This window comes from Pseudomonas sp. G11-1 (assembly GCF_024031555.1).
GTDB lineage: Bacteria > Pseudomonadota > Gammaproteobacteria > Pseudomonadales > Pseudomonadaceae > Halopseudomonas > Halopseudomonas bauzanensis.
In genome coordinates this window covers 1114900-1135632 of record NZ_QEYQ01000001.1, presented here as the reverse complement: position 1 = coordinate 1135632, position 20733 = coordinate 1114900, and the positions used below count along the sequence as shown (strand labels likewise).

The following is a 20733-nucleotide window of genomic DNA, read 5'->3' as shown; positions in this document are numbered from 1 at the left end:
TGTCATGAGCAACGTCTATATTTGTCACCCCCGCCGTTCGGCCATCGGCCGCTTCGGCGGCACCCTGGCCAGCGTGCGCCCCGACGACCTGGCAGCACAGATCTTCCGTGCCGTGCTGGAGCAGGCGCCCGAGCTGGACCCGCAGGCCATTGATGAAGTCATCATGGGCTGTGCCAACCAGGCCGGTGAAGACAACCGCAACGTCGCCCGCATGTCCGCGTTGCTGGCCGGATTGCCGACCAGCGTACCGGGCACCACACTGAACCGCCTGTGCGGCTCGGGCATGGACGCGGTAGGCACCGCGTTCCGCGCCATCCGCGCCGGGGAAATGGACCTGGTGCTGGCCGGCGGCGTCGAGTCGATGTCCCGCGCGCCCTATGTCATGGGCAAGGCGGACAGCGCCTTTGGCCGCGGCCAGAAGATTGAAGACACCACCATCGGCTGGCGCTTCGTCAATCCGCTGATGAAAAAGCAGCACGGCATCGACTCCATGCCGGAAACCGCAGAAAACGTCGCTGAGCAGTTCGGGGTTTCCCGCGCCGACCAGGACCTGTTCGCCCTGCGCTCCCAGGAAAAGACCGCCCGCGCCCAGGCCGATGGCATCTTTGCCGAGGAAATCGTGCCGGTCAGCATTCCGCGCCGCAAGCAGGAGCCGCTGAGCTTCGACACCGACGAGCATCCGCGCGCATCCACGCTGGACAAGCTGGCCGCACTGCCCGCGCCCTTCCGGGATAACGGCACGGTCACTGCCGGCAACGCCTCCGGCGTCAACGATGGCGCTGCCGCCATGCTGGTGGCCAGCGAAGCTGCGGTGCAATCCCATGGGCTCAAGCCGGTGGCGAAGATCCTCGGCATGGCCACCGCCGGCGTCGAGCCGCGGATCATGGGCATTGGTCCGGTGCCGGCGACCCGTAAGTTGCTGGACAAGCACGGCCTGAAGATCGACGACATCGACGTTATCGAACTTAACGAAGCCTTCGCCGCTCAAGGCTTGGCGGTCATGCGCGAGCTGGGCATCGCCGACGGCGACCCGCGGGTCAACCCTAACGGCGGCGCCATCGCCCTGGGCCATCCGCTGGGCATGTCTGGCGCGCGGTTGCTGATGACGGCCGCATTCCAGCTGCAACGCACCGGTGGGCGTTATGCTATCTGCACCATGTGCGTGGGTGTGGGGCAGGGGATTGCGATGCTGATCGAGCGGGCGTAATCCAGTCGATAGCGGGGCCCTCACAAGGGGCTCCGCTGTCGGCATTTTAATGCCTATAATTAGCTGATACGTATGATTAAAGGCATTAAAATGCCGTTTCTGCTTGTCCAAGACCTGATTTTAGGTACTATAATGCCTATCAGGATCTCTGGAGGCAGGTCATGGACTCGAACAGGGTAACACTACAAACCCATCTCGACGGTCGCTGGCAGGATGCGATGGTGATCCGTTTCGACCAGCCGGAGCAGGGACTGGCCAGCGTCTGTTCAACAGAATATTTCAGCCATTATCTCGTTGAGCATCTGCACGCGCTGGATTCTGTCCTTCAACCATCGGTAAGTGCAGGGTACCCCCTGTCATGGGATATCCACCGCGGTATCGCTCCCGCATTTCTGCATGACATCATCCCCGCTGGCGCAGCCCGGAGGCATATCCTCGCTCGCATGTCCGTACCTCTCGGTGCGGGAGAAGATTTCTTCCTGCTACAGCAATGCACGACCGCACCTATCGGGCATCTGCGCATCCTGGAAGGTGTTGAGCGCCTGTCATCCAGTCCGCTGATCGGGTTCTCCCGGGCTGAAGTCATTCGCCGCGACACCCTGTTTCTTGATCATGCCTATGACCATGGCGCTGCCGTGGGTGGAGCTTCGGGTGCCGGCGGTGAAGCGCCCAAACTGCTACTGGCAGAAGATGTAAGCGGTGCCCTGTATCCGGATGCGTCGTTACCTGACGAACAGGCCCGGCACCACTGGTTCGTCAAGTTTCCACGGCATCCGGCGGCCGCGACGGATCGCAATATCCTGTTCAGCGAATATTGCTATTACCGAGCACTGGGGGCACTGAGGTTCAACACCATCGCAAGCGATGGACTGGCCTACGAAGAAGCGAACCGTCCCAGCCTGTGGATGCCCCGTTTTGATCGGCAAGTTGAGGGTGAAACCGTCAAGCGTCTTGCCGTTGAATCCATCTACTCACTGTGCGGTGTAACTCGGCCGGGTAGCCGAATGGACCATGTTGCTGTGGCCGAGCGCCTGGTCGAGGTTTGGGTGGCAGCGGGGCAGCAGCAGGGTATACCCGGCATGCTGCGTGAGTATCTGCGGCGCGATCTGATTAATCAGGTACTCGGCAATACTGACAATCATGGGCGCAACCTTGCTGTGCAACGAGAGGCGGACAGCATCAGCCTGGCCCCCATGTATGACATCGCACCCATGGTAATGGACCCCGCTGGTGTGGTGAGAACAACGCGGTGGCCGGATGGTATCGAGCAGCTTAATCAGGTGGATTGGCGCAGAGCCTGCCAACAGTTAGGGCGATGGGTTGATGGCGATGAGCTATTTGAGGGTTTGCGAGAGGATGCCGCAGCGTTGCTGGCCTTGCCCGACCTGCTCAGCTCTCTACATCTGCCCGAAGAAACCTGGAACGCTCCGTTGATACCACTCAAGCGCTTGCCGGCAACCTTGCAGAAATGGGGGTTGATATGAAAGAGCAGAGTCGTGCAGAGGTGTTCGATGATATCTGGCGCCAGCTCGACGAAGGCAGCATCAGCCTCGGCGAAACCGTCCGTCAGCTACGCACTCGCATTACAGGGCTCACCCAGGCGGATTTCGCCCGCATGTGCAAGATTTCCCTGCGCACCCTGCGGCAGTTGGAGCAGGATAGCGGCAATCCGACGCTGGAGACCGTCAACAGTGTGTTACGGGCCTTTGGTATGCAGATGGGAGTGGTGCCGTTACGGCGAAAATAATGGGCGGGTGCGTTACCTGAAGCACTTTGGCAGCGAACCGATGAGTATCAATTTTGAGCTGCTGGATTAATGGAGAAATTTGCATAAATACAGGGCTATGCGCCCTGTATTTATGGGGTAGGGGAGAAACAAACTTCAAACTTTCAAATCACCTGTTTAAGCAGCTCCACCATCTTGGCCGGACACTCCACCGCCGGCACATGCCCAACCCCCTCCAACACCACCGGCTCCGCCGCACCTAATGACTTGGCCAATGCCTGCAGTGATGCGGGCGGGGTGGCGATATCGTCGCTGCCGGCAATGATCTGCAGCGGTACCTGCACATTGCTGAAGGCTTCGCTGTAGTTGCAGCGGCCGAGCATCAGGCATAGCAGGGCGTAGCTGCGGTTGTCGGTGCGGCCCAGCTGTACGCACCAGCCCGGGACCAGCGCTGGCTGCTCAATGCAGATCTTCGGGCCGAACCAGCGCGGGACCAGATCCGGCGCCATGGTTTGCAGGCCTTTTTCCATGATCATGTCAGCGCGCTGGCGCCAGGCGTCGGGCGTGCCGATGACCGGGCCGGTATTGGTCAGGGTGGCGGACAGTAGCTTGTCAGCGTGCTGGCTCAGCAGTTGTTGGCCGATCACGCCGCCAATGGAGGTGCCGGCAAAGTGGAACTGCTCGGCACCGGCCAGGCCCGCCAGCATCAGTGCTTCCTGGGCCAGGTCTTCGGCTTCGATGGCGTCGCGGTCATCCGGCCAGGCGCTGCTGGCACCGTGGCCGGGCAAATCCCAGGTGAGAACACGAAAGCGGCTGAGCAGTTCGGGGAGCATGTCGTCCCAGATGCCCTGGGTCATGCCCAGCGGATGGGCCAGGACCAGCAGAGGGCTCTCGGGCTGGCCGAGCAGGCGGTAGCTGATGGTGCGGCCTTGGTGAGCGCAGAATGTCATGGTGAATATCCTGTCTGGTTGATGGATATGATGTTCGCATTACGAACTAAAGTTTTTAATGCGAACATCTTGCGGTCAGATGATTTGCTCCGTCAAGTGCCGCCGACCATTGTCCGCCGAAAGTCGAACTCTCGTTAGCGCGGCGACATCTCCTCAGGGATAGCGGCCCGTGAGCCGGTTTTCCACCAGTTCCGCCAGAATGGTATTGGTCAACCGCATGATGGCGTTGGGGTTTTCTCCGTGACGACGTGAGGCGATGACCGGGACGGTGATGTGGTCATCGGCCAGTGGCATGTACTCCACATCTTCACGTTGCAGGCGGCGCACCTGCTCCGGTACCAGGGTAAACCCCATGTCCGAGGCCACCAGCGATAGCGCGGTCTGCAGATCGTTGACCTCCTGTATGACATTGACCTTGAGCCCGCGCCGGCGGAACAGGCCATGCACCAGATCGGCAAAGTTCGGGCCGGCGCTGGAGGGGAAGAGGATCATGTTCATCTCCGCCAGCTCCTTCATGCTTGGTGGGCGGGCCGTCAACGGGTGGGCAACGGGTAGAGCGGCGATTAGCGGTTCGTCGAACAGTTTCTCCTGGTCCACCTCCGCATCTTCGATGCTGATGCGGCCAAAACCGATATCGATCTTTCCGGCCTTCAGGGCATCGACTTGTTCCCGGGTCTTCAGTTCGTGCAGGACGATCTCCAGATTCTTGTTCTGCCGCAGCCGGCGCACCATCAAGGGAAGCTGGCCATAGAACACCGAAGGGACGAAGCCGATGGAGAATATGGTTTTGCGGTGGGAGGCAATTCGTCGGGTATCGGCGATGGTGGTTTCGACCTTATCCAGAATCTGCTGGGCGTGGGCGAGAAAGTAGGCGCCCCCCGACGTCAGCTCTAAACCCCTTGCCTTGCGGATGAACAGCTCTACGCCAATCTCTTCTTCCAGCTGTTTGATGGCTCTGGTCAGGGGCGGCTGGGCAATGAACAGCTTTTCCGCTGCGCGAGTGAAATTGCGCTGTTCTGCGACTGCGACGAAGTAACGCAGGTGTCTGAGCTCCATCCATACCTCCCAGGTATCGCTGCTTACTTATTCAATATTGGTTGGCACGGCTGAAACTTCGTACTGTTTGACTCACAGCCCTTTTGTCTCGCATTCGGAGTACACATGCCCGCCACCATTCAGTCCCTTGAAGCCGTTCTGGTCGACATTCCGACCATCCGGCCGCACCAGCTCTCGATGACCACCATGGGCGTACAGACCATGGTAATCGTGCGCCTCAGGGACTCCGATGGCCTCGAAGGGCTGGGCGAGGCGACCACTATCGGCGGTTTGGCCTACGGCCCGGAAAGCCCCGAGAGTGTCAAACTTACCATCGACACCTATTTCAAGCCACAGCTGATCAATCAGCCGGCGGATAATATCAATACCCTGCGGGTAAGGCTGGATCGCTCCAGCCGCGGCAACAATCTGGCCAAGTCGGCGATCGAGACCGCCCTGCTTGATCTGCTCGGCAAGCGTCTGAATCGGCCTCTCGCCGAGCTGCTGGGCGGTGCCATTCACCAGCACATTCCGGTGCTCTGGACCCTGGCCAGCGGCGATACCGCGCGAGATATCGATGAAGCCAGGACCTTGATGGCCGCCAAGCGCCACTGCGACTTCAAACTGAAGATCGGCTCGCGCCCGGTAATGGATGACGTACGCCATGTGGCTGCGATCAAGGCTGCCGTGGGCGATGAAGCCAGTGTCCGGGTGGATGTGAACCAAGCCTGGGACGAGGCTACCGCCGCCAGAGGCATGGCCGAACTGCAGGCAGCCGGTATCGATCTGGTCGAGCAGCCGACGCCGATGAAGGATTTCGCTGCCCTGGCCCGCCTGTCCGCCAAATTCCACATCCCGATCCTGGCCGACGAAGCTGTGGCCGACGCCACTGACATGTACAAGCTGGCAGCGGAAGGTTTCAGCGGTGCGGTGGCGATGAAGATCGCCAAGGCCGGTGGCCCGCTGCGTGTGCTGGAGCAGGCCGCGGTAGCCAAGGCAGCCGGTATCGGCCTGTACGGCGGCACCCTGCTCGAAGGCACCATCGGTACGGCAGCCTCGCTGCATGCCTGGTCGACGCTGGACACCCTGCACTGGGGCAGCGAGATGTTCGGCCCGCTGTTGATGAAGGATGACATTGTGGTTCAGCCGTTGAATTTCCATGACAACGGCGTGGATCTGCCCCGCGGTCCGGGACTGGGCGTCGAGATCGACGAAGACAAGCTGGCCGAATACCGCCGCAAATAACCGAGGAGAAGAACATGCTGTTCAAGGTCGAGATGAAGGTCAACATTCCCCACGACATGCCGGCGGAAGTGGCCAATGAAATCAAGGCGCGGGAAAAGGCCTACGCCCAGGATCTGCAGCGCCAGGGCAAGTGGCGCCATTTGTGGCGCGTGGCCGGTAGCTACGCCAACGTCAGTATTTTCGATGTGCAGGACAACGCTGAACTTCAGGATCTGATCAGTGGCCTTCCGTTGTTCCCCTATATGGACATCAGCGTGGCGCCCCTGTGCCGCCACCCGTCGTCGATCCACGAGGATGATCGCTGACAGGAAGCTGTGAAACAGGCGCCGTCAGGCAAGCAGGCGCCATTGAACAACATTGCCAACGCCCAAGCTGTGATCAGGCAATAAGAATAAATATGAGGACATAACCATGACAATCAAAACCACCCACACTGCCGAAGTACAAGAACTGCTGAACAAGGTTGCCGGCTTCCACGTCGAGGCCGGTAATGAGCGAGTGAAGAAGATCGTGCATCGCTTCATGAGCGACGTATTCCAACTGATTGAAGATTTCGATGTCACCCCGGAAGAGTTCTGGAGTGCCGTCTACTACGTCGGCGAGCTGGGCAAGAATGGCGAAGCTTCGCTGCTGGCGCCTGGCCTGGGTATGGACAAGTACCTGGATATCCGTATGGATGCCGAGGACGAAGCAGCTGGCCTGGCCGGCGGTACGCCGCGCACCATCGAAGGCCCGCTGTATGTCGCCGGTGCACCGCTGGCGGACGGCTTTGCCCGCATGGACGATGGCACAGACGAGACAGCTGAGCCCATGCTGATCAAAGGTCAGGTGACCGATGAGGATGGCAAGCCCCTGGCCAATGCCATCGTCGACATCTGGCATGCCGACTCCAAGGGTAACTACTCCTACTTCGACAAGTCGCAGAGCGATTACAACCTGCGTCGCCGGATCAGCACCGACGAGCATGGCCGCTATGTTGCCCGCTCGATCATTCCGTCTGGCTATGGCTGCCCGCCCGAGGGCTCGACCCAGGCGCTGCTGAACCAGCTTGGTCGCCATGGCCAGCGTCCGGCGCATATCCATTTCTTCATCTCGGCGCCCGGTCACAAGCATCTGACCACCCAGATCAACCTGGCCGGCGATGAGTTCACCTATGACGACTTCGCCTTCGCGACCCGCGACGAGCTGGTGGTCGAGGCACGCGCAGTCGAGCATTCCGACGACGGCGAAAAGCATGGTGTCAGCGGGCCGATCACCGAAGTGGAATTCAATTTCCAACTGGTCTCCACCGACAAGGCCGAGCTGCAAGCCCGCCATGAGCGCAAGCGCGCTCTGGAAGATGCCGCGGTAGCCTGAACCACCCCAGCGCCAGCAAGCAGGACATCGACCAGCCCGGTAGCGGGCTGGTCCGGGGGCCTGTACCCGGTGCTGGCGACCAATAAAAGCATTGAAGGAGTTACGCACATGACTCGTCAACTCGACCAACTCGAGAAAAAAATTCGCGGCGCGGTGGAAGTCGATCCAGCCAACGGCAATTACCGTTGCGATCGCAGCATCTTTACCGACCAGCAGCTGTTCGACCTGGAGATGAAATACATCTTCGAAGGCAACTGGGTATTCCTCGGCCACGAGAGCCAGGTGGAAAATCCCGGTGACTATTTTACCCTGACCCTGGGTCGTCAGCCGGTGGTCATCACCCGCACCAAGGAAGGCGAGCTGCAGGCGCTGCTCAATACTTGCTCGCACCGTGGCGCCACCCTGTGCCGCAAGAAGCGCGGTAACAAGGCCTCGTTCACCTGCCCCTTCCATGGCTGGACCTTCAAGAATGACGGCAAGCTGCTCAAGGCCCGCGACCAGAAAAAGGGCGGCTACCCGGAGAGCTTCAATACCGACGGCTCCCATGACCTCAAGCGCCTGCCGCGCTTCGAGAACTACCGGGGCTTCCTGTTCGGTAGTCTGAGTTCGGACGTGCTGCCGCTGGCCGAGTATCTGGGCGAGACCACCAAGGTTATCGACAACATCGTCGATCAGGCCGAAGACGGCCTGGAAGTGCTGCGTGGCACCTCGACCTACACCTATGAAGGCAACTGGAAGCTGACTGCCGAGAACGGCGCCGATGGTTATCACGTTGGCACCGTGCACTGGAACTACCTGTCGACCATGGGCCAGCGTGACTATGAGAAGGGCGGCACCGAGGCGGTGGACGCCAAGAGCTGGTCCAGTGAAGGCGGTTTCTATTCCTTCGAGAACGGTCACATGATGCTCTGGACCCGCCTGACCAATCCCCAGGTGCGTCCGGTGTACAAGCATCTGGAGCGTCTGCAGGGGAAGGTAGGCGAGGCGCGTGCCGATGCCATCGTCAACACCACAAAGAACCTGTGCATCTACCCGAACCTGTACCTGATGGACCAGTTCTCCACCCAGATTCGCGTGCTGCGCCCAATTTCGCTGAACAAGACCGAGATCACCATCTATTGCTGGGCACCGAAGAACGAGCCGGCGGACGAGCGTGCCAAGCGTATCCGCCAGTACGAGGACTTCTTCAACGTCAGCGGTATGGGTACACCGGATGATCTGGAAGAGTTCCGTGCCTGCCAGCAGGGTTACAACGCCGAAGGCCTGAAGTGGAACGACATGAGCCGCGGCGCGGCGCACTGGATCGAAGGCGCGGACGAAGGTGCCCAGCGCATCGATCTCCAGCCCACGCTCAGCGGCGCCAAGCCCGAGGATGAAGGCTTGTACGTGACGCATCATCAGCATTGGGTCGAGGAAATGTTGCGTGCCGTCGAGACCGAGCGCGCCCGTTTCGTTGCCCTTACCGCACAGGAGACTTCGGCATGAGCATGACCTTCGAACAGATCCAGGCCTTCATCAACCGCGAAGCGCGCCTGCTGGATGATCGCCAGTGGGATGAGTGGCTGACTTGCTACCACGAGGAAGCGGTGTACTGGATGCCCTGCTGGGATGATGAGGACACCCTCACCGAGAACCCGCAGACCGAGCTGTCGCTGATCTATTACCCCAGCCGCAAGGGCCTGGAAGATCGTGTCTATCGGATCAAGACCGAGCGCTCGGGTGCCACTTCCATGCCGGAGCCTCGCGTCACGCACTTGCGGACCAATCTGGAAATTCTGGAGCAGACTGACGGCCAGGTGAAGCTGCGCTTCAACTGGCAGACCAACAGCCATCGCTACCACACCACCCAGATGTTCTTCGGTACCGCCTTCTGCACCCTGGATATCACCGGCGAGCAACCGGTGATCACCGAGAAGAAGGTCATTCTGAACAACGATTACATCAATCAGGTGATTGATATCTATCACCTGTGATTGATCGGACGCGCCGATCAGGAGTAACCGACATGAGCTACAACATCGCACTCAATTTCGAAGATGGCGTCACCCGTTTCATCAGCTGCAACGAGGGTGAAACCGTGCTGGATGCGGCTTACCGCAACCAGATCAACCTGCCGATGGACTGTTCCGATGGTGTCTGCGGCACCTGCAAGGGCAGCTGCCAGCAGGGCGTATATGACCTGGGCGAGGAGTATATCGAGGAAGCGCTGACCGAGGACGAAGCCGAGCAGGGGCTGATCCTGACCTGCCAGATGGTGCCCTCCAGCGATTGCGTGGTGAATATCCCGGCGGCTTCCACCCTGTGCAAGACCAGCATCATGGAAACCACTGGCACGGTGTCCGAGGTGAATCTGATTTCACCCACCAGCATCGAGCTGAAGGTCACCGCTGATACCGATATCGTCTTCTTGCCCGGCCAGTACGTGAATATCCAGGTGCCCGGCGGCAGCGAAACCCGCGCCTATTCCTTCAGCTCCGCCCCCGGCAGCCGGGAACTGAGTTTTCTGATCCGCAACGTACCGGGTGGCCTGATGAGCACCTGGCTGGTGGGCAGCGCGAAGACCGGTGATCAGGTCAAGCTGGCCGGCCCCATGGGGATCTTCTATCTGCGCGCGGTGGAGCGTCCGGTGGTGATGCTGGCTGGTGGTACCGGTCTGGCGCCGTTCCTGTCCATGCTCGAACAGCTCAAGGCCAATGGCAGCAGCCAGCCGGTCCATCTGATCTATGGTGTGACCAGTGATGAGGACCTGGTGTGTGTGCCGGCATTGCAGGCGTTTGCCGATGCCATTGACGGCTTCACCTTCGCTACCGTGGTCTCCAGCCCGGACAGCAACCATCCAAACAAGGGTTACGTGACCAACCATATGGACGGTGCGCCGCTCAATGGCGGTGATGTCGACGTTTACCTGTGCGGGCCACCGGCGATGGTCGATGCGGTGCTGGGTTACTTCCGCGAGCAGAACATCGAGCCGAACTCCTTCCATTACGAACGCTTCACGCCCAGCGTAGCGGCGCAGGAGGTCGCATGAGCGCCCGCTTCACCGGCAAGGTGCTGGTAATCACCGGCGCCGCCCAGGGCATCGGCAAGCGGGTTGCCGAACTGGCCGGCGCCGAGGGCGCCCGGCTGGTACTGGTGGACATTGCCGATTATGTTCAGGGCGTGGCTGGCGAGCTGCGTGACCGGGGGATTGAGGCGCTGGCATTGCAGGCCGACCTGGAAACCTGGGAAGGAGCCGAGAGTGTCATGGCGCGGGCCCATCAGGAATATGGGCGGATCGATGTATTGATCAACAACGTCGGCGGCACCATCTGGGCCCAGCCCTTCGAGCATTACCAGCCCGAACAGATCCAGAAGGAAATCCAGCGCTCGCTGTTTCCAACCTTGTGGTGCTGTCGTGCGGTGCTGCCGTATATGGTGGCGCAGCAGCAAGGTGCCATCGTCAACGTGTCCTCGGTGGCCACCCGCGGGCTGATGCGCGTGCCTTATGGTGCGGCGAAAGCCGGCGTGAACGGGCTGACGGTGAACCTGGCGTTCGAATATGCCGAGCAGGGCATCCGCGTCAATGCCACCGCCCCGGGCGGCACCGAGGCGCCACCGCGACTGACGCCGCGCAATACCGAGGCGCAGGGCGAGCGGGAGCAGGGCTGGTATCAGACGCTGATCGCGCAGACCAACGACAGCAGCTTCATGCACCGCTACGGTACGCTGGACGAGCAGGCCGAGCCGATCCTGTTTCTGGCATCGGATGCGGCGAGCTATATCACTGGCACCATTCTGCCGGTGGCAGGTGGGGATCAGGGCTGACCAGCGATCGGCCGGCCAAGCTGGGTACTGGCGCCAGACGCCTGCGAGGTTCGAGCATCAGCTCGTACCTTGCTGGCGATGGCATCGGTGTTGTCTGATGGGAAAGCTGTCGAGCTGGTGCTCGACAATCCCAGGGGGCGAGCAGGCCGCACCCACAAGCCTGCTCCCTGTTATCTCAAATCGACCACGCCTCCAACTGCTCCCGCAGCGCCGGTGAAATCGGCACTGGCCGGTTGGTGGCGGGGTCGATCACCACCATCACGCTGCGCGCACTGACCTGCACCGCATCCTTGTGCAGGGCGCAGCTGGTAAACAGGAAAGAGCTATTGCCGATACGGCTGATGCCGGCGGCCAGTTCCAGCGGCGTCCAGCCGGCCTGGTAATGCTCGAAGCTGACATCCACCGACGCCACCAATACCCCCAGCCCGTCAAAGTCCAGCTGCCGCACGCCGGTCGAGCGGGCCTGTTCCATATACAGCGCCAGCGCCGACTCGCTGCGCTGGCTGTCCGCGTCCACATCGGCATAGCGCGGCGTAAGCTGCTGGCGAATGGCGAAGTTGTGCGCATGTTGCAGGTGGTCGCGGTAGTCCGCTGGTGCCAGCGGGCCGGCGCTGCCATTGCTGGCAGCCGCCATGACGGTACGAATGTTCTCGGGCAGGGCTATCCGATGGCCATTCTCGAAAGCGGCCATTACCGATTCCTGGGTTCCCACCAGTGCTCCATCCTGATACAGCTCGCAGCGCAGGCGGAAACTGTCATCGTCGCAGTCGGTCACGCTGATCCAGGCATTGATATCGCGGCCGTACCAGCTGACCTGGCGATAATCGGTGATGGTACGCAGCGGCCGCAGGCGCACGTCGTCGGAAAACCAGGCGTCCTGGCCGAAACGGCTGACGTGGGCGAGCACGCGGGCTTCGAGGTGCAATTGATAGATACGGGAGTTGTTCACGTGCCGCCAGGTATCCAGATCGGTATAGCGGGGCGAGAAGCTGAAACTCAGGGGTGATGTTGTCTTGTATTGTTCGGTCATGGCGCAGGTGAATCCGTCGTATGGCTGTATAACCCGAGCATCCGGTTTTAAGGCGGCGGAAGCAATCTCATCACTGCGATAAATGCAGGTCGATCAGGAAAAATTCACCTGAACCCTGGCCCGCAGCGTCCGGTCACAGTCTCAGCAGCGCCTGGCCCCGGGCTGTGATCCGGGGCGGATACGGTCGAGCCGAGGAGGTGATTCCATGGGTACTACAGTCAGTGACTATTTCGTTGAGCGCCTGTACGACTGGGGCGTGCGGCGCATCTACGGTTATCCGGGCGATGGTATCAATGGCGTCATGGGGGCGCTGAACCGGGCCAATGGCAAGATCCGTTTCATCCAGGCCCGGCATGAGGAAATGGCTGCCTTCATGGCCTCGGCCGATGCCAAGTTCAGCGGCGGCCTGGGTGTCTGCCTGGCCACCTCGGGGCCGGGCGCCTCGCACCTGATCACCGGTCTGTACGATGCGCGCCTCGATCACATGCCGGTGCTGGCAATCGTCGGGCAGCAGGCGCGGACCAGTCTGGGCAGTCACTATCAGCAGGAGCTGGATCTGACGGCCATGTTCAAGGATGTGTCCGGCGCCTTCGTGCAGCAGGCCAGCGCGCCGGCACAGGTGCGGCATCTGGTGGACCGGGCCATTCGCACGGCCTACGGTGAGCGCCGGGTGGCGACCATCATCCTGCCCAATGATCTGCAGGACGAGGCATACAGCGAACCGGCCCATGCCCACGGCATGGTGCACTCGGGCATCGGTTACAGCCGGCCCAAGGTGGTGCCCTACCAGGAGGATCTGGAGCTGGCGGCCGAAGCGCTGAATGCCGGGCGCAAGGTCGCCATTCTGGTTGGTGCCGGCGCGCTCGGGGCCACGGATGAGGTGATCCAGGTAGCGGAGAAGCTGGGCGCCGGGGCGGCCAAGGCCCTGCTTGGCAAGGCGGTGCTGCCCGATGAGCTGCCGTGGGTGACCGGCTCCATCGGCCTGCTGGGAACCGAGCCCAGTTATAAGCTGATGACCGAGTGCGACACCTTGCTGATGATTGGCTCGGGCTTTCCCTATTCCGAATTTCTGCCCAAAGAAGGCCAGGCGCGGGGCGTACAGATCGATATCAAGGCCGACATGCTCAGCCTGCGCTATCCGATGGAGGTCAGCCTGCAGGGCGATGCCGCCGAGACGTTAAGGCTGTTGTTGCCGCTGCTCACCGACAAGGCCGACCGTAGCTGGCGCCGCAAGGTCGAGGCCTGGCGCGAGGACTGGGAAAAGACCCTGGAAGCCCGCGCCATGGTCGCCGCAGACCCGATCAATCCGCAACGGGTAGTGTTTGAGCTGTCGCCACGGCTGCCGGACCGGGCAGTAATCACCTGCGATTCCGGCTCCTGCGCCAATTGGTATGCGCGGGACCTGAAGATTCGCCGCGATATGCTGTGCTCGCTGTCCGGCGGGTTGGCGTCCATGGGCGCGGCGGTGCCCTACGCCATTGCTGCCAAGTTCGCCCATCCGGACCGGCCGGTGGTGGCGCTGGTCGGCGACGGGGCGATGCAGATGAACAACATGGCCGAGCTGATCACGGTTGCCAAGTACTGGCGGGAATGGGGCAACGGCCAGTGGATCTGCGCGGTGTTCAACAACGAGGACCTCAACCAGGTGACCTGGGAGCAGCGGGCCATGCAAGGCGATCCGAAGTTCGAGGCGTCGCAGAACATCCCCAATGTGCCCTATCACCGCTTCGCCGAATCCATCGGCCTGAAAGGTATTTATGTCGACCGCGAAGACGCCGTGGCCGCAGCCTGGGAAGAGGCATTGGTGGCTGACCGGCCGGTCGTCATCGAATTCAAGACCGACCCGGATGTGCCGCCGCTGCCGCCGCACATCAAGCTGGAGCAGGCCAAGGCCTATGCCCAGACATTGCTGCAGGGCGACCCTGATCAGCAGGGCATCATCAAGCAGTCGGCCAAGCAGGTACTGAGCCGTATGTTGCCCGGTAAATCAAAGGCCTGAACCGGCTCCAGGGTTACCAGTCAACTCGCCCTCGCGAAGGAGACGCCGAAAGCGAGCTTTTGCCTGAACTGTCAGGCCACCGTCCGGGTCGAAAAATGACATACCTCGAATACGGAGTTCTCTATGCTCAAGTTTCTCGCCAGCACTGCAGGTATCATCTTTCTGGTTGGTCTGCTGGTCATCATCGGTCTGCTGATGCTGATTTTCTGACCCGTCCCAACCACCTGTCCCAGCGCAGGTTCACCCACAACGACAGGCCGATCACCGCGCCGCCCAGCAGCAGGCGCGGCAGGTCGGCTTGCTGATTCCAGATCACCAGATTGACTACCAGCCCGGCGGGAATCAAAGCGTTATTCATGATGCCCAGGGTGCCGGCATCCACCTGGGTGGCGCCGCGATTCCAGAAGAAGAATCCCAGCCCGGACGCGATCAGCCCCAGCCAGCCAAGTACGCTCCAGTGCAGCCACGTCTGTGGCAGCTGCTGGTGATCGCCGAGCAACAGCCAGGCCGGTAGCGCCAGCAGCAGGGCGCCGATGAAGAAGAAGCCGAAACCGTGCCACTGCTGGCGGCGGTCCATCTGGAAGTGATGCACCAGATGGGCATATCCCACCTGGCCCAGGGCGAAGGCGAGGTTAGCCAGCTGCAATAATAGAAAGCCTTTCACATAATCATCGCTGATCCCGTCATAACGAATGATGCCCGCGCCCACGACGGCGATCAGTGTGGCGACCACCGGGCCGACGCTGAAACGCCGCCGCAAGGCATTGTCCACCAGCGCCACATACAGCGGCGTGAAGATGGTGAACAGCAGCACCTCGGGTACCGTGAGCAACTCGAAGGACAGATACAGGCAGATATAGGTCAGGCCGAACTGCAGTGCGCCCACGGCGAGCAGGCCGGGAGCCGCGCCGCGGGGCAACCGCCACGGACGCAGCAGCGGCAGGAACAGCGCCCCGGCCAAGACGATGCGAGTCAGTACCGAGAAATAACTGTCGACTTGGCCGGCCAGGTACGCGCCGATCAGGCTGAACGAGATGGCCCATAACAGGGTGACGGCGATGAGATAGAACATGGGTTTCCTTGGGCAACAGCCCTTGGGCCAGGGCGGCGAAGGATGATAGCCAGCTTCGGGAAAGGAGTGCAATCTGCCGAGGGCTGTGGCAGATTTGTGCGGTTCGCCGCAGCGGCGAATCAATACCATTCACATGCAAGGACAACACGATGAACAAGGCAGGGATAGCAGCGGGCACGCTGGCGTTGTTGGTGGGCGCAGGGAGCGCCGGGGCCTGGTATACGGGCACGCGGTTGGAGGCGGTTCTGCAGGACTCTGTCCGCAAGGGCAACGAGCAACTGGCGGCGCAGTTTCCGGGTAGCGATATGGCCCTTGAGCTGGTTGAATTCAAGCGTGGCATTCTCTCCAGCGAAGCGCGTTATCGCCTGGCTCTGCCGGCAACTGACAGCGCCGAGCTGCCGGTCGAGCTGTTCATCAAGGATCGGATCGAGCACGGCCCCCTGCCGCTGTCGCGACTGGCTTCGTTGCGTTGGATGCCGGTGATGGCGGTCAGTCATGCCGAACTGGAGCCCAGCGATGCACTCGCCGGGTTGTTCGCCGCCAGCCGCGCCCAGGCTCCGGTGATGGTCAATAGCAGCATCGGTTACCGCAACGACATTACCGGCGATATCCGCATAGCACCGATGGTGGTTAATGAGGATGGCACCGAGCTGACGTTCTCCGGTCTGGATGCGGATTTTGCCACCGATACCCAGGGCAGCAAGGTGGTGATGACCGGTCGGGTCGACTCGCTGAAGATCCAGGGGCTGGCCCAGATCGACATGGTGGGTGGTGAGTTCGAATTGGATCGCCGCCGCGAGGGCGAATACGGCCTGTATCTGGGTGATGGTCGCCTGACCCTGGACAGCCTGGCCATGGAGGTCGCCGACGGACCCGTGATGGTACTGCAGGATATCGTACAGACCGACAGCACCACGCTGGGCACCGAGGGAGTAAAGGGCGCCCTCAACTACCAGGTGGGTGCGGTCAGCTACGGTGGTCAGTCGTTGGGTTCAGTGCGCATGGACTGGAGTCTCAGTCGGCTCGATCCGGCGGCGACCGCCGTGCTCGCCGGCATGTACAACACCCTGAGCATGGGCCTTGAGCCGAGTGATCCGCAGGCGCTGGAGGAGCAGTTCACCACGGCGATGCAGCAGTTGCTGGAGCGCAAACCGAGGGTGGCGCTGGATAACCTGTCGATCCGGACGGCCAATGGCGAAAGCCGCTTCACCCTGGGGGTGGATCTGAGCCAGCCGGCGTCCTTCGATCTGCCGCCGGCCATGCTGGCGCAGCAGTTGATTGGTGGCCTGGACGCCAATCTGACGCTGTCCAAACCGATGCTGAGTGATATGGTGCGTTACAAGGCGCTGTTCCAGCCGGACGCGGACGCGGCTGCGGTGGAGCAGGAAGCGTTGATGTTGGCGGAGATGGCCGCAGGCATGGCAGAGATGATGCAGCTGGGTACGCTCGAGGGTGACAACATTCTGTCCAACCTGCGTTATGCCGACGGTCTCATCGACCTCAACGGCCAGAGTATTCCCCTTGAAGACTTCATCGGGATGCTGGCGATGCTGTCACCGGACACCGGTCTGGAAGCATTGAAATAACGCCCGGTATTGCCCGCCTTGGCAGTGTCATGGCGGGCAAGTAACATGTTCGGTCCAGCCTGCGACAGGCAGTCCGCAGGCAACCATCGAAGAGAGTTGCAATGACCCCTACTGATGAACTTCACCTCATGCTGGGCCTGTTGGTGATCGGCTTTCTGTTGCTGGGCACCGGGTTCAGCTTTCGCGACAAGGGTTGGGGGGTGGGGCTGATGCTGTTTGGCTCTGCCGTGTTGCTGGTGACAATAGGAACACGCATTCTGGAGGCGGTGTCGCTGAGCTGAACAGGCGACACCGGCGCTGTCAGTTGATCAGAAGTGCACCTTGACCAGCAGGTTGGTGACGTTCTGGTTGGTATCGAAAGCTGCGGTATTCTTGATGCCGTACTTGTCTTTCCAGTAGCTGTACTCGATGCCGGTATACAGCTGTTTGGCCTTCCAGCCCAGCGCCTTGCCCAGATCATATTTGACCTGTGGATTGAAATGCAGGTTGGCGTGCTTGCCATCCCCATCGTTATCGACGATCCAGTCGATGTAGCCATCGATCAGGATATCCGACTTGCCGACCGGCAAGGTCACCGCCCACACCGGGGTCACCTGCCAGGCGCCCCGCACGCCGTCCGGCGTATCGGAGTGACGGTAGTAGGTGTTGAGCTGGAAGTAGTCGAAGCCGGGCAGGTTCAGGTCGAAGCCGGGTCCGAGCAGGTAGTTCTTGATGTCGCCACGGCCACGCTCGTAAGTACCGGCCAGCAGTACATCGGTGATCGGACCGAATGTGATCTGTTGTCCACTCAGCTTGCCGAATGACAGGCGCGGTGCGACTTCCCCATACCAGGTGCTGTTGTTGCCATTGGCATCCTTGGCCCCGTTGTAGTGAATGCTGTCGACAAACAGGAACAGGTCGCCAAAACTCCAGCCGCTGACATGCTCGAAGGTGACTGCCTGCTGGGTCTTGGGGTCGACCTCGAAATCATTGCCGTACAGGTAGGTCAGGCTGTTGTCTTGCCATTGCAAGGGGGAAGCGGCGGCAAGGCTGCTGGCGAGCGCCAGGGTGGTGGCCGCGATGCCGATGATCGGTTTGTGCATTGTGGATTCCGACTACTGGGTTGAGAAGCGCGCATATTAAAGCCTTTGCCGAAAAAGCCAAACGGCATCGCAATGCCGAGCGCGGATCTCTGGAACACCTTGGGCCATTGCCTGTCACAGACATTATGTCGCACGCCGCGTGATCCGCCTGATGGTATCGTGTTGCCTGTTACCCCTGTGGATATCGGTGCCGCCGGTTTTCTTTCTCCAGTCCAAGGAGTTGCACAGATGGAACTCGATCCGCTGCTGCTATCTCGCCTGCAATTTGCTTTCGTTGTCTGTTTTCATGCGATTTTTCCCGTGTTCACCATCGGTCTGGCGACCTTTATCGCCTTTCTTGAAGCCTTGGCGTTCAAAACCGGCAATCCGTTATACACGCGGCTGTCACGGTTCTGGATTCAGGTATTTGCGGTAGCCTTCGCCATGGGGGTGGTGTCGGGTATCGTCATGTCCTTCCAGTTCGGCACCAACTGGAGCAATTTTTCCTATGCGGCGGCCAATTTCATCGGGCCCATGCTCAGCTACGAGGTGGTGACCGCATTCTTCCTGGAAGCGGCTTTTCTTGGGGTACTGCTGTTCGGGCGCAACAAGGTGCCGCCGGGGGTACACCTGTTCGCCGCCTGTATGGTGGCATTGGGTACGATTATTTCCACCTTCTGGATTCTGGCGGCCAATAGCTGGATGCATACACCGGTCGGCACCGAGCTGACCGATGGCATGTTCGTGGTCGGCAGCTGGCGCGAAGCCATCTTCAATCCGTCCTTCCCGTACCGCTTCACGCATATGGTGTTGGCGTCGTTCCTGACCGGCTCATTCGTGGTGGCGGGCGTCAGCGCATGGTACTTGCTGGTGGGGCGTGAGGTGGAGGCCAACCGCCGGGCGTTGTCCATGTGCCTGTGGCTGATCCTGTTCCTGGCGCCGACCCAGGCAGTGGTTGGTGACTATCACGGTTTGAATACCCTTGAACACCAACCCACCAAGGTGGCGGCCATCGAAGGCAACTGGGAGACCACGCGCGGCATGCCGCTGCTGTTGTTTGCCATTCCCGATCAGGAGAACGAGACCAATCACTTCGAGATCGGCTTGCCGAAACTGGGTAGTCTGATCCTCACTCATGATCTGGACGGTGAGGTGCCGGGGCTCAAGGAAGTGGCGCCGGAGGAGCGGCCGCCGGTGTGGATCGTGTTCTGGGCGTTCCGCATCATGGTGGGTATCGGCTTGCTGATGATCGGCTGCGCGCTCGCCGGACTGTTTCTACGTGCCGGTGGCCGCTACTGGCGGCAACCGCAATTTCTCAACGCCATGCGGCTGATGACCTTCGCGCCCTTCGCTGCGGTGCTGTGTGGCTGGATCGTCACGGAGGTAGGTCGCTTCCCCTGGGTGGTATATGGGCAGATGAGTCATGCTGAAGGGCTGACACCATCGCTGACCGGTGGAATGGTGCTCTTCACCCTGTTGGGCTACATCGCGGTCTATGCGGCGATCTTCAGCGCCGGTCTGTACTACCTGATGCTGGTATTGCGCGCCGGTCTGGAAAGTATCGACCAGGATGACGAGGAGGTACACGACATCGAGCGTCCGAAGCGGCCGCTGTCGGCGTCTCACGTCGGTATCGAAGAAGGAGGGCGCTGATATGCATGGCATTGATCTGACTATTATCTGGGCGGTGATCATCGCCTTCGGCATCATGATGTACGTGCTCATGGACGGTTTCGATCTGGGGGTGGGTATCCTGTTTCCCTTCGCCCCGGATGAGGACGCGCGGGACGTAATGATGAACTCGGTGGCACCGGTCTGGGACGGCAACGAGACTTGGCTGATTCTCGGTGGGGCGGGGTTGCTGGCAGCCTTCCCGCTGGTCTATTCGGTATTGATGCCGGCGCTGTACATCGGTGTATTTTTGATGCTGGCCGGGCTGATCTTCCGCGGCGTGGCCTTCGAATTCCGCTTCAAGGCAGGCTCCCACCGCTACTTGTGGAACTGGGCATTTGCCGGCGGCTCCATGGTTGCGGCCTTTGCCCAGGGCGCGGTGGTGGGCGCCTATATCGAAGGTTTCAACACGCTGGATGGCCGTTACGTGGGCGGCGCGTTGGACTGGCTGACGCCCTTTACCGTACTGACCGGGCTGGGGCTGGTGGCCGGTTACGCGCTGCTTGGCAGCACCTGGCTGATCATGAAGACGGAGGGGCATATCCAGCAGTGGGTCTACCGGCTGGCGCCCTGGTTGCTGGCCGCCGTGCTGGCAGTCTTTGCGGTGGTCAGCGTGTGGACCCCGGCGGTGGACCCATCGGCCTTCGAGCGCTGGTTCAGCGTGATCCGGCTGATCTGGATCTTCCCCTTGTCGGCGTTGCTGTTTGCCTTGCTGGTAGTGCGCGGCCTGCGTCGGCGCCAACAGTCCATGCCCTTTGTTGCGACCATGGGCATGTTCGCCTTTACCTATCTCGGTCTGCTGGTGACCAAGTGGCCCTATGTGGTGCCGCCCAACTACACACTGTGGGACGCCGCCGCTGCGCCGGGTTCGCAGCTGTTCCTGCTGATTGGCATGCTGTTCGTGATTCCGGTGATCCTGGCCTACACCGCCTGGACCTATTGGGTGTTTCGCGGCAAGGTCAAGGTGGGTGAGGGTTACCACTGAGCAGCG

21 protein-coding genes are annotated in these 20733 nt (G+C 60.9%); 16 read left to right on the top strand and 5 right to left on the bottom strand.

Annotated elements, in window-relative coordinates; genetic code table 11:
• The first annotated feature begins 4 nt into the window (after window positions 1-4).
• From pcaF to DHB74_RS05205, 3 genes are all read left to right on the top strand, one after another.
• Window positions 5-1207: a 3-oxoadipyl-CoA thiolase gene (pcaF, locus tag DHB74_RS05215; protein ID WP_499160935.1), complete on the top strand. Its 1203-nt coding sequence runs from the start codon at window positions 5-7 to the stop codon at window positions 1205-1207.
• Between the two features lie 161 nt (window positions 1208-1368).
• Complete coding sequence (locus DHB74_RS05210) at window positions 1369-2691, top strand: HipA domain-containing protein (protein ID WP_499160934.1); 1323 nt, start codon at window positions 1369-1371, stop codon at window positions 2689-2691.
• Complete coding sequence (locus DHB74_RS05205; protein ID WP_235833871.1) at window positions 2688-2954, top strand: helix-turn-helix domain-containing protein; 267 nt, start codon at window positions 2688-2690, stop codon at window positions 2952-2954. Before DHB74_RS05210 ends, DHB74_RS05205 begins: the two co-directional genes overlap by 4 nt.
• 143 nt (window positions 2955-3097) lie before the next feature.
• Here the strand turns inward: DHB74_RS05205 and DHB74_RS05200 are convergent, their stop codons facing one another.
• Both DHB74_RS05200 and DHB74_RS05195 read right to left on the bottom strand, forming a co-directional pair.
• Window positions 3098-3883 (bottom strand): alpha/beta fold hydrolase, encoded by a 786-nt coding sequence (locus DHB74_RS05200; protein ID WP_499160933.1) that lies wholly within the window; start codon window positions 3881-3883, stop codon window positions 3098-3100.
• A 153-nt stretch (window positions 3884-4036) separates the two neighbouring features.
• The gene (locus tag DHB74_RS05195; RefSeq protein ID WP_499160932.1) at window positions 4037-4939 is read right to left on the bottom strand and encodes a LysR family transcriptional regulator; all 903 of its coding nucleotides are present in this window, start codon (window positions 4937-4939) and stop codon (window positions 4037-4039) included.
• Window positions 4940-5044: 105 nt separating this feature from the next.
• Between DHB74_RS05195 and DHB74_RS05190 the strand changes: the two genes are divergently transcribed.
• The 7 genes from DHB74_RS05190 to benD all read left to right on the top strand — a co-directional run bounded on the left by DHB74_RS05190 (window position 5045) and on the right by benD (window position 11323).
• Window positions 5045-6163, top strand: coding sequence for a muconate/chloromuconate family cycloisomerase (locus DHB74_RS05190; RefSeq protein WP_499160931.1), 1119 nt, complete (start codon window positions 5045-5047; stop codon window positions 6161-6163).
• 14 nt (window positions 6164-6177) lie between these two features.
• A complete protein-coding gene (catC, locus tag DHB74_RS05185) occupies window positions 6178-6468 on the top strand; it encodes a muconolactone Delta-isomerase (RefSeq protein ID WP_136868782.1) in 291 nt (96 codons plus the stop codon).
• Window positions 6469-6574: 106 nt separating this feature from the next.
• Complete coding sequence (gene catA, locus DHB74_RS05180; RefSeq protein WP_499160930.1) at window positions 6575-7519, top strand: catechol 1,2-dioxygenase; 945 nt, start codon at window positions 6575-6577, stop codon at window positions 7517-7519.
• Window positions 7520-7627: 108 nt separating this feature from the next.
• The gene (locus tag DHB74_RS05175; protein ID WP_499160929.1) at window positions 7628-9004 is read left to right on the top strand and encodes a Rieske 2Fe-2S domain-containing protein; all 1377 of its coding nucleotides are present in this window, start codon (window positions 7628-7630) and stop codon (window positions 9002-9004) included.
• Entirely contained in the window at window positions 9001-9492 is a 492-nt protein-coding gene (benB, locus tag DHB74_RS05170; protein ID WP_499160928.1) for a benzoate 1,2-dioxygenase small subunit, read from the top strand. The genes DHB74_RS05175 and benB overlap by 4 nt, the downstream gene beginning before the upstream one ends.
• A gap of 32 nt (window positions 9493-9524) precedes the next feature.
• On the top strand, window positions 9525-10547 hold the full coding sequence (benC, locus tag DHB74_RS05165; protein WP_499160927.1) for a benzoate 1,2-dioxygenase electron transfer component BenC: 1023 nt from the start codon (window positions 9525-9527) through the stop codon (window positions 10545-10547).
• The gene (benD, locus tag DHB74_RS05160; protein WP_036989093.1) at window positions 10544-11323 is read left to right on the top strand and encodes a benzoate diol dehydrogenase BenD; all 780 of its coding nucleotides are present in this window, start codon (window positions 10544-10546) and stop codon (window positions 11321-11323) included. Before benC ends, benD begins: the two co-directional genes overlap by 4 nt.
• 175 nt (window positions 11324-11498) lie before the next feature.
• Here the strand turns inward: benD and DHB74_RS05155 are convergent, their stop codons facing one another.
• Window positions 11499-12353, bottom strand: coding sequence for an acyl-CoA thioesterase (locus DHB74_RS05155; protein ID WP_499160926.1), 855 nt, complete (start codon window positions 12351-12353; stop codon window positions 11499-11501).
• Window positions 12354-12558: 205 nt separating this feature from the next.
• Between DHB74_RS05155 and DHB74_RS05150 the strand changes: the two genes are divergently transcribed.
• Entirely contained in the window at window positions 12559-14352 is a 1794-nt protein-coding gene (locus DHB74_RS05150) for a thiamine pyrophosphate-requiring protein (RefSeq protein WP_499160925.1), read from the top strand.
• A 123-nt stretch (window positions 14353-14475) separates the two neighbouring features.
• Window positions 14476-14562: a small membrane protein YohP gene (locus DHB74_RS05145; RefSeq protein ID WP_136868991.1), complete on the top strand. Its 87-nt coding sequence runs from the start codon at window positions 14476-14478 to the stop codon at window positions 14560-14562.
• Here the strand turns inward: DHB74_RS05145 and DHB74_RS05140 are convergent.
• Window positions 14534-15424 carry a DMT family transporter gene (locus DHB74_RS05140; RefSeq protein ID WP_136868787.1) on the bottom strand — a complete coding sequence of 297 codons (891 nt, stop codon included), beginning with the start codon at window positions 15422-15424 and terminating at the stop codon, window positions 14534-14536. The genes DHB74_RS05145 and DHB74_RS05140 overlap by 29 nt on opposite strands.
• 149 nt (window positions 15425-15573) lie before the next feature.
• On the opposite strand from DHB74_RS05140, the gene DHB74_RS05135 reads away from it, so the two are divergent.
• Together DHB74_RS05135 and DHB74_RS05130 are read left to right on the top strand one after the other, a co-directional pair.
• Complete coding sequence (locus DHB74_RS05135) at window positions 15574-17010, top strand: YdgA family protein (RefSeq protein ID WP_499160924.1); 1437 nt, start codon at window positions 15574-15576, stop codon at window positions 17008-17010.
• Window positions 17011-17111: 101 nt separating this feature from the next.
• Window positions 17112-17291: a hypothetical protein gene (locus DHB74_RS05130; RefSeq protein ID WP_036989100.1), complete on the top strand. Its 180-nt coding sequence runs from the start codon at window positions 17112-17114 to the stop codon at window positions 17289-17291.
• 27 nt (window positions 17292-17318) lie between these two features.
• On the opposite strand, the gene DHB74_RS05125 is transcribed toward DHB74_RS05130, so the two are convergent.
• Window positions 17319-18092: an outer membrane protein OmpK gene (locus DHB74_RS05125; RefSeq protein WP_499160923.1), complete on the bottom strand. Its 774-nt coding sequence runs from the start codon at window positions 18090-18092 to the stop codon at window positions 17319-17321.
• A 228-nt stretch (window positions 18093-18320) separates the two neighbouring features.
• Between DHB74_RS05125 and DHB74_RS05120 the strand changes: the two genes are divergently transcribed.
• Window positions 18321-19724 carry a cytochrome ubiquinol oxidase subunit I gene (locus DHB74_RS05120; protein WP_036989102.1) on the top strand — a complete coding sequence of 468 codons (1404 nt, stop codon included), beginning with the start codon at window positions 18321-18323 and terminating at the stop codon, window positions 19722-19724.
• A gap of 1 nt (window position 19725) precedes the next feature.
• Window positions 19726-20727 (top strand): cytochrome d ubiquinol oxidase subunit II, encoded by a 1002-nt coding sequence (cydB, locus tag DHB74_RS05115; protein WP_036989103.1) that lies wholly within the window; start codon window positions 19726-19728, stop codon window positions 20725-20727.
• The last annotated feature ends 6 nt before the right edge of the window (window positions 20728-20733 follow it).